The following is an 11629-nucleotide window of genomic DNA, read 5'->3' on the forward strand; positions in this document are numbered from 1 at the left end:
CGGGCCTCTTACTGAATGTCCGTTGCGCTCACGCCCGGCGGCAGGGCGCTCGCAAGCCATGCGCGGCCGATGAATTCGCGCAGCCGCATGCGATTTTCGACGACGAGATCGCCCGCGGCGACATGCGCCGCATGCAGGCCCGCATCGCCGACCGACGCGCTCGCGCCTTGCCTGAACGTCTCGAAATGGCTGCCGAGCAGCGTGCGGACGTCCGGCATCGCCGGGCCGCGCCAGGACACCGCGTACACCGTGCCGCCCAATCGACATACTCACGCACGACGATGCCGTCGGCATCGGTCGTTTCGTGGAATTTCACGAGGCCGCTCTGCGCCTGATGCACGACATCGCCCTGCGATGCGCTCGACGCGCGCCCGGCGGCACCGAGCTGCGCGTGGGCATTAGCCGACGCGCCGATCGCCAGAATGGTCAGGCACGCGGTCGCGTAGTGAGGAATTCTGATTTTTCTCATGACGTTCTCTCCGTTAATTAGGACTCTTCTTATTTTCGAGATGCGATTTTAGGAGGAAGTCAGAAAAAACTGATACACATCGATGTTTCCGCGCGAAAGGGGCGGATGGGCGTAGGAGAAAAAGAAGTCGCTATGAATCAAAAGGTTACGCAGATCGAAAAGCCGAATTGCCGCTTTTCGCGATTGTCATAAATTGTCAATTCGATGCGGAGCGGCTTAAATGGAAGTTTGAGGCGCGCCTTTTGGCTGCGCGTAGTCTGCTTTCGTCATTGAAAGGCAACGTTTAATGGGCGCGCTGCGCAGCCTTGCCGGAAGCCGTCGTGACCTCTTTTTTGTCACGGCGCACGGCGGACCGGTAAAATAACGGGTTGATCCACGGAAGAACGCCCGTGGCGTAGCGGAAGGACTTCTCCAAATGACAGATTTTCGTGTAACGAAGCGGATGGCTGCGCTTTTCGCGGTGGCCGGAATCGTGGCGGGATGTGGCTCGTCCAATCCCAACGCGTTCAACTACAAGAGCGATCAGCGTTCGAAACAGGTGTCTCTCGCCGTGCCGCCGAACCTGCTCGACGAAGCGGCCGATCAGCGTTCATTGCCGCCGCAGGGCGGGCAGGCATCGCTGTCCGATCTGCAGCAGATTCAGAAAGTCGCACCGAACGCGCCCACGGTGGTTCCGCCGGTGTCGGGCATGCGCGTTCAGCGCGACGGCACCGAGCGCTGGCTCGTCGTCGATGGCAAGACGCCCGATCAGGTGTGGCCGCAGGTCCGCCGTTTCTGGCAGGAGCAGGGCTTTCTGCTCGTCGTCGATCAGCGCGACAAGGGCGTGATGGAAACGGACTGGAACGAAACCCATCCGCAGATTTCCGACGGCCTGATCCGCGACACGCTCGCCAAGGCAACGGGCAACTCGTATGTCACGGCCGAGCGCAACAAGTACCGCACGCGTCTCGAAGCGGCGCCGAACGGCGGCACGTATGTGTTCATCAGCCAGAAGGGCATGCGCGAGGCGCTGACCGGCGTGAACAATGACACGAGCCAGTGGCAGGCCCGCCCGAACGATCCCGCGCTCGAGAACGAATACCTCAAGCGCCTGATGTCCTCGCTCTCACTGGCCGACCAGCGGGCGGCTTCCGGCGGCGCAACGCCGCTCGACGCCCCGGCCGCCGGTGCTGCGGGCGCGCAAGCCGCGAAGGGCGGCGATGCGAAGGCGGCGTCGGTCGCGGCGCAGAACGCCGCGTACGCGGGCAATTCGCCGATCCGCAACGAAGTCGTGCCCGAGGCCGCATCGTCGCAACTGACCTTGCCGGAAGCGTACGACCGCGCGTGGTTGCGCGTGGGCATCGCGCTCGATCGCGCCAACTTCACGGTGGACGACCGCGACCGCAGCAAGGGCGTCTATTACGTGCGCTACGTCGATCCGACGGACAAGTCGTCGGCGGAACAAGGCTTCTGGAGCCAGGTGTTCCACGGCCGCAAGGAAATGAAGGCGAAGCAGTATCAGGTCAACGTGCGCGCCGTCACCGAGCAGCAAACGCGCGTGGCGATCGTCGACGACAAGGGCGAAGTCGATTCGTCGCCGCAAGCTCGCCAGATCATGGCGCTGCTCGCCGACCAGATCAGCTGATCGTTTTCCGCGCCGATCCCCAGAAACCGCCTCCTTCGCGAGGCGGTTTTTTTACGCTGCCGATGCCGCCGCCAAGCGCGCAAACGATTTTTTCAGCGCGCACGGAAATGCGAGCGACGCGTAAATATTGCGCAGACAATTCTTTCTATCGGGAAATGTGCGCAAAAGCTTATAGAAATGAACGCCCGGACAGTACATTGCATCAGTGGCGTAAATCACCCGCCGGAAGTTCCACGAAGCGCGCGTATCACGCACGTTGTACCTGACAAACAGACGATTGGTTCGCGCTGCGCGAACCCCGATGGCCCCGTCGCCTATCCTCGTAGGGCGACGGTTTTTGCCCGCGTTTCTCTTGGAACGCGGGCTTTTTCTTTGGCTTGCAGATCGGGCGTTTTCGGCGACATGCGCGATGCGCGGTTATGCTCGTGCTTCCATCGTTCAAGTAAGAAAGGAGAAGCTCATGTCGGAAGTTGCCGTCGTCGCGATCTTTGTTGCCAAACCGGGCAAGGAAGAGGAACTGAGGGAAGTGCTGGAAGCGAACGTCGAGCCGACGCGCAAGGAGGCGGGTGCGCTGCAATACGACTTGCACCGCGACCTGAAGGAGCCGCGGCGCTTTATCTTCGTCGAGCGCTGGGAGAGCGAGGCCGCGCTCGCGAAGCACGGCGAAACGGCGCACATCCAGACGTTCCGCGCCAAATCGCCGGACTTGTGCGAGCACGGCGAAGTCCGTGTCGCGAGCAAGATTCTCTGACGGACCGGACAGCGCTTTTAATGCGTTTCTTGCGGGACGTCGAGGATCAGGATGATGGTCCAGTCGGCGTCGCCGTCGTGATGATACTGGCGCTCCGCGACGATGAACGGCTGCTGCTTGCCGGACGGTCCGAGGAACAGCACGTCGCCTTCCATCGGCAGGCATTCGACGGGCGGCAGCGCCAGATACGAGTCCTTGTTCGCGTTGCGCGGCATCAGTTTTTCGATCTTGCGCGATGCCGCTTCGGTCCATTCGATATCGAGCTGGATATTGCTCATGCTGTCGTTCGCACGATGAGTGCGCTCCACGGTTGAATCGTTGAAAAGACGATGCGCAATGTAGCACACGCCGTGCGCGATCCATGCGGCGTGCCAGACGAAAAAACGGCCCGAAGGCCGTTTTCCGTTCGTGCGCGAGACGGCACGAAACGCTCAAATTTCCTCGTACAGCGGCAGCGTCAGAAACTCGGTGAAGTGCGCCGAAGTCGACATTTCCTCGAAGATTTTCGCCGCGCGTTCGTAGGGCTTCGTGTCCGCGCCCGACGCGCTGACCGCCTGCTTCACCTTCTCCAGTTCGTCGATGGTGATCTCGCGCACCATCGATGCCGTGACCTTGCGGCCGTCGTCGAGCTTGCCCTTCGGCGAGCGGATCCATTGCCACACCTGCGAGCGCGAGATTTCGGCGGTCGCGGCGTCTTCCATCAGATTGTGGATCGGCACGCAGCCATTGCCCGCGAGCCATGAACCGAGATAGTGGACGCCGACGTTCACGTTGTTGCGCAAGCCCGCTTCGGTGATCGGCTCTTCCGGACGGAAGTCGAGCAGATCGTGCGCCGTCACCTGCACGTCGGTGCGCTGCTTGTCGATCTGGTTGGGCTTGTCGCCGAGCACCTTCACGAACTCTTCCATCGCGACCGGCACGAGGCCCGGATGCGCGACCCAGCCACCGTCGTAGCCGTCGGAGGCGTCGCGCGCCTTGTCGGAGCGCACGCCGCCCATCGCTTTGTCGTTCGCGGCCGGATCGTTCTTGATCGGAATCAGCGCCGACATGCCGCCGATCGCCGGCGCATTGCGTTTGTGGCATGTCTTCAAAAGTTCGAGCGCATAGGCGCGCATGAAGGGCGACGTCATCGTGATCTTCGCGCGGTCGGCGAGGCAGAAGTCCGTGTCGTTCTTGAACTTCTTGATCGCCGAGAAGATGTAATCCCAGCGGCCCGCGTTGAGACCCGAGCTATGCTCGCGCAGCTCGTACAGGATTTCGTCCATCTCGAACGCGGCGAGAATCGTTTCGACGAGCACCGTCGCGCGAATCGTGCCGCGCGGGATGCCGATGGCCTCCTGCGCCGCGACGAAAATGTCGTTCCACAGACGCGCTTCGAGATGGCTTTCCATCTTCGGCAGATAGAAGTACGGACCGCTGCCGCGCGCGATCAACTCCTTCGCGTTGTGAAACAGGAAGAGCGCGAAATCGAAGATGCCGCCCGACACGCGCTCGCCATCGACGGTGACGTGCTTTTCGTCGAGATGCCAGCCGCGCGGACGCACGATCAGCGTCGCGATCTTGTCGTTGAGCTTGTACGACTTGCCGTTCTGTTCGAGCGAAATCGTACGGCGCACGGCTTCCTTCAGATTGACCTGGCCGACGATCTGGTTGTCCCAGTTCGGCGCATTCGAATCCTCGAAGTCGGTCATGTAGGAATCCGCGCCGGAGTTGAGCGCGTTGATGATCATCTTGCGCTCGACCGGACCGGTGATCTCGACGCGACGGCATTGAAGATCTGCCGGCAGCGGCGCGACCTTCCAGTCGCCTTCGCGGATCGATTTCGTTTCTTCGAGGAAGCTCGGGCGCTCGCCCGCATCGAGACGCTTCGTGCGCTCGACGCGCGCCGCGAGCAATTGCTGGCGGCGCGGCTCGAACTGGCGATGCAGCGACGCGACGAACGCGAGCGCTTCGGGCGTCAGGATGGTCTCGTAGCCGGGCTTGATATCGGCTGAGATGGCCATGCCTTTCGGAAGCGAAAGCGGATTCGATGGATGCGTCATGGTTTTCTCCTTGGTCGGTCAGACGGTTTTGCTAGTGGTTGTGCGTGAAGCGTTGCGCTGCCTGCTTTTCGGCTGCGTGATCCGGCGAGAGTTGGCGACGGCGCGCACCGCGCCGCCTTCGATGAAAGCGATGAGATCGGCCATGCCGCGGCCGCTGCCGTGCGGCGCGACGCCCAGTTCCTCGGGCGGCAGCGCGGCGCGGTTGATCCAGAAAGTCGTGTAGCCGAACCATGTTGCGCCGGCGACCTTCCAGCCGTTGCTCGACGCGAATACGATGTCGCGCGCGCTGGCGTCGAAGGCTCGGGTGCCGAGCGCGTAGGCGGCGGGCGCGGGCTGGTAGGCGCGCGCTGCATCGACCGACAGAACGTAATCGAAGAGGCCGCTCATGCCGGCGCTTTTCACGGCGATGTCGAGCATCGGCGGATTGCCGTTCGACAAAATCGCGAGCGGAATGGCGAGGCCGTCGCGCAACGATCTGAGCGCGGGCAGCGTGTCGGGGAACGCGGAAAGGCACGCGTATTCGTCCATCAGGCGCTTCTCGGCGGCGCTCGTGAGCGCATCGGCGAGGTTCAGGCGTGCAGCCGCGTGGCGCAGCGCATCGATCGTGACTGTCCAGAACGGCTCGTAGTGCGCGCCCGACGGATCGGCGAGCGTGCGCAGTTGCGTGTACTCGATCTGCTTGCGGCGCCAGAGCTTCGAGAGTGCGTCGCCGTGGCCGGGAAAGAGCTGCTCGGCCGCCGCGACGACCGAGTGGACGTCGAAAAGCGTGCCGTAAGCGTCGAAGATGACTGCGCGGGGGAGCTTGGACAACTCGCGGGAAAATTCGCTGGACGATGCGTGTGTCGTTATGGCCGACATAGCCTTGCGCTCCGTTTAGAGGTCGGAATCGATTGTATTCGTGATCTAAGTGATGGAAAAAGCACCGCAGCATCACTTGATCTTTTACTTTTACTTACCTAATCTGTGGTTCAACACCGATATTGACGACGAACGCGCATGGATCGATTCAAGCAGATAGAAACCTTCGCTTCGGTCGCGGCGAAGGGCAGCCTGTCGGCGGCGGCACAGGCGGAGGGCATCGCGCCGGCCGTCATCGGACGCAGGCTGGATGCGCTCGAAGAGCGGCTCGGCGTGAAGCTGCTCGTGCGTACGACGCGCCGAATCACGCTGACCTTCGAAGGCTCCGCGTTTCTCGAGGACTGCCAGCGCATCATCAACGACATGCAGAACGCGGAGGCGAGCGTCTCGGCGGGCGGCGTGAAGGCGAGCGGGCATTTGCGCGTCTCGGCGCCGGCGGGCTTCGGACGGCGTCACGTCGCGCCGCTCGTGCCGAAGTTCACGACCTTGCATCCGGACGTTTCCGTGAGTCTCGATCTGACCGACCGCATGGTCGATCTCGTCAACGAAGGCTTCGACTGCGCCGTGCGTCTCGGCGAGTTGCCGGATTCGTCGCTCGTCTCGTTGAAGCTCGGAGAGAACCGGCGCGTGTGCGTCGCGTCGCCGGAGTATCTGGAAAAACGTGGCGAGCCCGCCGATCTCGCCGCCCTCGCGCATCACAATTGCCTGGCACTCGGCGCGTCGGCGAATCAGCAGCGTGGCTGGGTGTTCGAGCAGGACGGCAAGGTTGTCACGATCAAGGTTTCCGGCACGATGGAATGCTCGGACGGCGCCGTGCTGCACGAATGGTGTCTCGAAGGCCGCGGTCTCGCGTGGCGCTCGTGGTGGGAAGTCGGCGATGACATCGACGCTGGCCGCCTCGTCAGCGTGCTCGATGCGTACGCCGCGCCGCCGATCGGCATTCACGCGGTGTTTCCGCAAAGGCGGCATCTGCCGTTGCGCGTGCGATTGTTTCTCGATTTGCTCAAACATACCTATAACGCGACGGGATATTGGGGTTGACTGCGAGCCGGTGAAAGCTTCGGAATCCTATGCGCGGCGTCGCATCGCCGCGCGGGTACATCGAAATTGCTCTGCGCCGGCGCCCGTTACTACAATGGAATCACGCACCATCAACTTACGGGGGAGGACGCCATGTTCAAACACATCCTCGTGCCGACCGACGGCTCGGAGCTATCGCAAAAGGCCATCGACGGCGCGATCGATCTTGCGCAATCCGTCGGTGCGCGCATCACGGCTTACGCGTGCCTGCCTCAGTATCCGTATTCGCCATTCGCCGATGTCGCCGTCGAGCCGCCCGACGATTTTCACGCCCGCGCCGAGAACGAAGCACGCGAACATCTGCGCGCGGTCGAGCGCGCCGCGGAAAGCGCCGGCGTGCCCTGCACGAGCGTGACGAGCATCGACGCCGCGCCGTATATCGGCATCATCGAGGCGGCGGAGCAAAACGGTTGCGACGTGATCCTGATGGCGTCGCACGGACGGCGCGGTCTCGGCAGTCTGCTGATCGGCAGCGAAACGCAGCGCGTCCTGACGCATACGAAGATTCCGGTGATCGTGTATCGCTAGCGAGCGGCGTTCCCCGGCGCGTGGCTGCGCGCGCCGGGACCGCCGCTTCTTTTCACCACTCTCCCTGATTCGCCTGCTGAAGCCGTATTACGCGACCTTCTTGTCGAAGAACTGCTCGTCTTCGGTCGAGCCGTGCAGGGCGGTCGTCGATGCTTCCTTCTCGACCGTCTGCGTGACCGCGTCGAAGTAGCCGGTGCCCACTTCGCGCTGGTGCTTGACGGCCGTGAAGCCCTTGTCGGCGGCGGCGAATTCGGCCTGCTGCAATTCGACGAACGCGCTCATCTGCGAACGGGCGTAGCCGTGCGCGAGGTTGAACATCGAATAGTTCAGCGCGTGGAAGCCGGCCAGCGTGATGAACTGGAACTTGTAGCCCATCGCGCCCAGTTCGCGCTGAAACTTGGCGATGGTCGCGTCGTCCAGATTCTTCTTCCAGTTGAACGACGGCGAGCAGTTGTACGACAGCATCTTGCCGGGGAATGCCTTGTGGATCGCCTCGGCGAACTTCTTCGCGTATTCGAGATCCGGCTTGCCCGTTTCGCACCAGACGAGATCGGCGTAGGGCGCGTAGGCGAGGCCGCGCGAAACTGCCTGCGCGAGACCCGGCTTCGTGCGGAAGAAGCCTTCCACCGTGCGCTCGCCGGTGAGGAACGGCTTGTCATTGTCGTCGATGTCGGACGTGACGAGATCGGCGGCTTCGGCGTCCGTGCGGGCGATGAGCACCGTCGGCACGCCGCACACGTCCGCGGCCAGCCGCGCGGCCGACAGCTTCGCCACATTCTCGCGCGTCGGCACGAGCACCTTGCCGCCCATGTGACCGCATTTCTTGACCGACGCCAGTTGGTCCTCGAAGTGCACGCCCGCGGCGCCGGCTTCGATCATCGCCTTCATGAGTTCGAACGCGTTCAGCACGCCGCCGAAACCCGCTTCGGCATCGGCGACGATCGGCGCGAAGTAATCGATATAGCCTTCATCGCCTGGATTCTTGCCTTCCGACCATTGAATCTGATCGGCGCGGGTGAGCGTGTTGTTGATGCGCTTCACGACGAGCGGCACCGAATTCGCCGGATACAGCGACTGGTCGGGATACATTTCACCCGCGACGTTGGCATCTCCCGCCACTTGCCAGCCCGACAGATAGATCGCCTTGAGGCCGGCCTTGACCTGCTGCATCGCCTGATTGCCGGTCAGCGCGCCGAGCGCGTTGACGAACGGCTCGTCGTTGATCGATGCCCACAGCCGTTCGGCGCCGCGTCGCGCGAGCGTGTGCTCCGGCTGCACCGAGCCGCGCAGACGCACGACGTCATCCGCCGAGTAGCCGCGCTTGATGCCCTTCCAGCGCGGATCGGTTTCCCATTGCTGCTGGAGTTGCTGGGCTTGTTGTTGACGTGAGGTCATGGCGAATCTCCCTGAGACTGGACTGATGTTCCTGAATCGCATGAGCGGCGCCGAATCGGCGTTCTGCGTTTGCTCAACTCTTATATAAGAGTCTAGGCTAATGCGATTTTCCGAAACACCTCTCTGACAGAGATTTCGAGTTTATTTTCCTTGTTAAAAATCAACGAGATACGATCGGAATATCGTATTGCGGAACGGCGTTTTCTATCTTGCAACCGCCGGTTTTGTGCCGCGCAGCACCGCTTTTGCGACGCAAAAGAGCATTGCGCATGGTGAAATATGGCGACGGGGCGAAAAAAAAACCGATGCACGAGGCATCGGTTTTTCTTTTCGCAACGGGGAAGCGGTATCAGGAACCGCTTCCCGCAAGCAGCTTAGCTGCCGCGGCGCGGGGCGCGCGGGCCGTCGTTACGGCGTGCGCTGTAGCCGTCGCGCGAGCCGTAGCCGCCTTCGCGATTGCCACCGCGATAGCCGCCGTCGCTGTTGCCGCCACGGTAGCCGCCATCGCTGTTGCCGCCGCGATAACCGCCGCCATCGCGATAACCGCCTTCGCGAGAACCTGCATTCGACTTGTTGCCATAACCGCCGGCGTTGCCCGGACCGTAACCACGGCCACTGCTGCCGCCGCCGCCATTGCCACCGAAGCGACGGCCACCGCCGTTACCGCCCGGACGGCCACGGCCGCCGCCGAAACCACCCTTCGGCGGCGCCTTGCGCGGTTCGAAGCCTGCGACGACGTTCACCGGCAGCGGCGCGCGCACGAAACGCTCGATGCGCTTCAACGCGCCCATTTCGGCGTAGTGCACGAGGCTCACCGCCGTGCCGCTGCGGCCAGCACGGCCGGTACGGCCGATACGGTGCACGTAGTCTTCCGCGAACTTCGGCAGGTCATAGTTGAAGACGTGCGTGATACCCGGAATGTCGATGCCGCGCGCGGCGACGTCGGTCGCGACCAGCACGCGCACGCGGCGCTCGCGCAGCGCGCGGATCGTCCGGTTGCGCGCGCCTTGCGGCAGATCGCCGTGCAGCGCGGCGGACTCGAAGCCCGCGTCGGCGAGACGGTTGGCGATCAGATCGGCGTCGCTCTTCGTCGCCGTGAATACGATCGCCTGATCCAGGCCTTCGCCGCGCAGCAGATGATCGAGCAAGCGGTCCTTGTGATCGCGGTCATCGACGTAATGCACGGTCTGCGCGATGTTGCTCTTCGCTTCGAGCTTCTGGACGATCTCGATGCGCTCCGGATCCTTCAGCAGCCGGCCGGTCAGCGACGTGATCTTGCTGTCGATGGTCGCGGAGAAGAGCAGCGTCTGACGCGAGGCGGGCGTCGCGTCGACGATCGTCTCGATGTCTTCGATGAAGCCCATGTCGAGCATGCGATCGGCTTCGTCGAGCACGAGCATGTTGAGTTCCGACAGGTCGATGCGGCCGCGTTCCAGATGGTCGATCAGGCGGCCCGGCGTCGCGACGAGAATCTCAGGGTTCTTCGCGAGGAGCATGAGCTGCTGGCCGTACGCGACACCGCCCAGAATGCTGACGGTGCGCAGGCGGCGCAGATGCTTGCCGTACGTGGTCGCGGCGGTGGAAACCTGCATCGCGAGTTCGCGCGTCGGCGTGAGCACGAGCAGCTTCGGGCGCGCGATCGGCTGCGGACGGCGGCCACGCGCTGCGTTCGGGTCGCGCGGCGCGCGCGGCTGTTGCGCTTCCAGCTTTTGCAGTTGCGCGAATTTTTCGATGGCGGGCAGCATGAACGCGGCCGTCTTGCCCGAACCGGTCGGGCTGGAGACGAGCAGATCGCGGCCGGCGAGCGCGGCGGGAATCGCGCGCTGCTGCACGGGCGTCGGGGATTCGTAGCCCGCAGCGGTCAGCGCGGACACGATATCGGCGGAAAGGCCGAGCGATTCGAAAGTGGGGCCGGCGGGCTTGTCGGCGGGTGCGTCGGTGGCCGGGGTATCGGCCGAGGGGGTGATGCCAATGTTTGCTGCGAGATTGTCCAACGGGCTAGCGGTGAAGCTCGAAGTCATGTCGATCCTTGAAACGAGGAATAAGGCGTCGGCGCCAATCGGCATACCCAGGTCGTTGGATTCAGCGAGCGAAGAAACAGCGAGCAAATCGAAAAACGTAGGCTACTCGCGCGAACGTGCGGCGAGTATCTTTGTTAGAAGCTGTATCGGATACGGCAGGCTCGATCGTTCCGAAGAGAACGACGGGCGCTGACGTCAGCCTGATGCATGACGGGCCGAGAAACGTGCTGCGCGCAAATGCGACGCAAAGGCCTGGCAGGAAGGGGACAGTTTCTAAACTGGATTGGAGCGAAACGCTACGAAGCGCCTTGCTGCGTGGGACTTGCCGGAAGGCTCGCCACCCGCAATCGAGCGCTGACCGCTAGTATATCGGAATTTGCTGCACTGCGCCACATTTTGACGCATCGCCGCGCCATCTTCGGGCATCGGACGGCGCGGCCGGTCCGCTGGAACTGGCCGACGCCGGCCGGAACCTCAGGCCGCCTCGCCCCGCTTGAGCGATTCGACGAGTTCGACGTAGCGTGCCTTGGCGTCGTCGGCGGGCGTGCCTTGCAGCGCGGCCCACGCTTCGTATTTGTATTTGCCGGCGATATCCGTGAAGCCCGGCTTTTCGCCTTGCACGTCGCCGATGCTCGCCTGCTTGAAAAGCGCATAAAGCCGCAACAGCGTGAGATTGCCGGGACGCTCGGGCAGTTGAGTGACGTCGGACTGGGCTTGGGCGAATTGCTGATCGATGTCGGTCATGCGTTCTCCGTTGTTATCGAGATGGACCGGACGATCTTAGCAAGCGAGACACGCGAGCCCGGTCGAGGCTTTCCTCCAACCGAGGACGCCTTCCAGACGCCTTGCGGACGCGAATTG

The 11629-nt window shown here is 63.0% G+C and carries 11 protein-coding genes; 4 read left to right on the top strand and 7 right to left on the bottom strand.

Annotated features, from left to right (window positions below):
- Window positions 1–8: 8 nt before the first annotated feature.
- Complete coding sequence (locus NCS03_RS06165; RefSeq protein WP_250528932.1) at window positions 9–239, bottom strand: DUF2844 domain-containing protein; 231 nt, start codon at window positions 237–239, stop codon at window positions 9–11.
- Window positions 240–884: 645 nt separating this feature from the next.
- Between NCS03_RS06165 and bamC the strand changes: the two genes are divergently transcribed.
- Window positions 885–2093, top strand: coding sequence for an NlpB/DapX family lipoprotein (gene bamC, locus NCS03_RS06170; protein WP_034472024.1), 1209 nt, complete (start codon window positions 885–887; stop codon window positions 2091–2093).
- Between the two features lie 460 nt (window positions 2094–2553).
- A complete protein-coding gene (locus NCS03_RS06175; protein ID WP_008350158.1) occupies window positions 2554–2844 on the top strand; it encodes a putative quinol monooxygenase in 291 nt (96 codons plus the stop codon).
- Between the two features lie 17 nt (window positions 2845–2861).
- Here NCS03_RS06175 and NCS03_RS06180 read toward each other — a convergent pair whose 3' ends face one another.
- The 3 genes from NCS03_RS06180 to NCS03_RS06190 form a co-directional block, all read right to left on the bottom strand.
- A complete protein-coding gene (locus tag NCS03_RS06180) occupies window positions 2862–3122 on the bottom strand; it encodes a hypothetical protein (protein ID WP_008350156.1) in 261 nt (86 codons plus the stop codon).
- 153 nt (window positions 3123–3275) lie between these two features.
- A complete protein-coding gene (gene aceB / locus NCS03_RS06185; protein WP_175979967.1) occupies window positions 3276–4886 on the bottom strand; it encodes a malate synthase A in 1611 nt (536 codons plus the stop codon).
- Window positions 4887–4904: 18 nt separating this feature from the next.
- Entirely contained in the window at window positions 4905–5744 is an 840-nt protein-coding gene (locus tag NCS03_RS06190; protein WP_250528933.1) for a haloacid dehalogenase type II, read from the bottom strand.
- A gap of 138 nt (window positions 5745–5882) precedes the next feature.
- On the opposite strand from NCS03_RS06190, the gene NCS03_RS06195 reads away from it, so the two are divergent.
- Complete coding sequence (locus tag NCS03_RS06195) at window positions 5883–6785, top strand: LysR family transcriptional regulator (RefSeq protein ID WP_034472020.1); 903 nt, start codon at window positions 5883–5885, stop codon at window positions 6783–6785.
- A gap of 132 nt (window positions 6786–6917) precedes the next feature.
- Window positions 6918–7352, top strand: coding sequence for a universal stress protein (locus NCS03_RS06200; protein ID WP_008350148.1), 435 nt, complete (start codon window positions 6918–6920; stop codon window positions 7350–7352).
- A gap of 87 nt (window positions 7353–7439) precedes the next feature.
- On the opposite strand, the gene aceA is transcribed toward NCS03_RS06200, so the two are convergent.
- From aceA to NCS03_RS06215, 3 genes are all read right to left on the bottom strand, one after another.
- Complete coding sequence (gene aceA, locus NCS03_RS06205; RefSeq protein ID WP_034472017.1) at window positions 7440–8747, bottom strand: isocitrate lyase; 1308 nt, start codon at window positions 8745–8747, stop codon at window positions 7440–7442.
- Window positions 8748–9121: 374 nt separating this feature from the next.
- A complete protein-coding gene (locus NCS03_RS06210) occupies window positions 9122–10768 on the bottom strand; it encodes a DEAD/DEAH box helicase (protein ID WP_250528934.1) in 1647 nt (548 codons plus the stop codon).
- A gap of 474 nt (window positions 10769–11242) precedes the next feature.
- Window positions 11243–11512 carry an acyl-CoA-binding protein gene (locus NCS03_RS06215; RefSeq protein WP_008350142.1) on the bottom strand — a complete coding sequence of 90 codons (270 nt, stop codon included), beginning with the start codon at window positions 11510–11512 and terminating at the stop codon, window positions 11243–11245.
- Between the last annotated feature and the right edge of the window lie 117 nt (window positions 11513–11629).

The sequence above is a fragment of the Caballeronia sp. ATUFL_F1_KS4A genome (assembly GCF_023630905.1).
Classification (GTDB): domain Bacteria; phylum Pseudomonadota; class Gammaproteobacteria; order Burkholderiales; family Burkholderiaceae; genus Caballeronia; species Caballeronia zhejiangensis.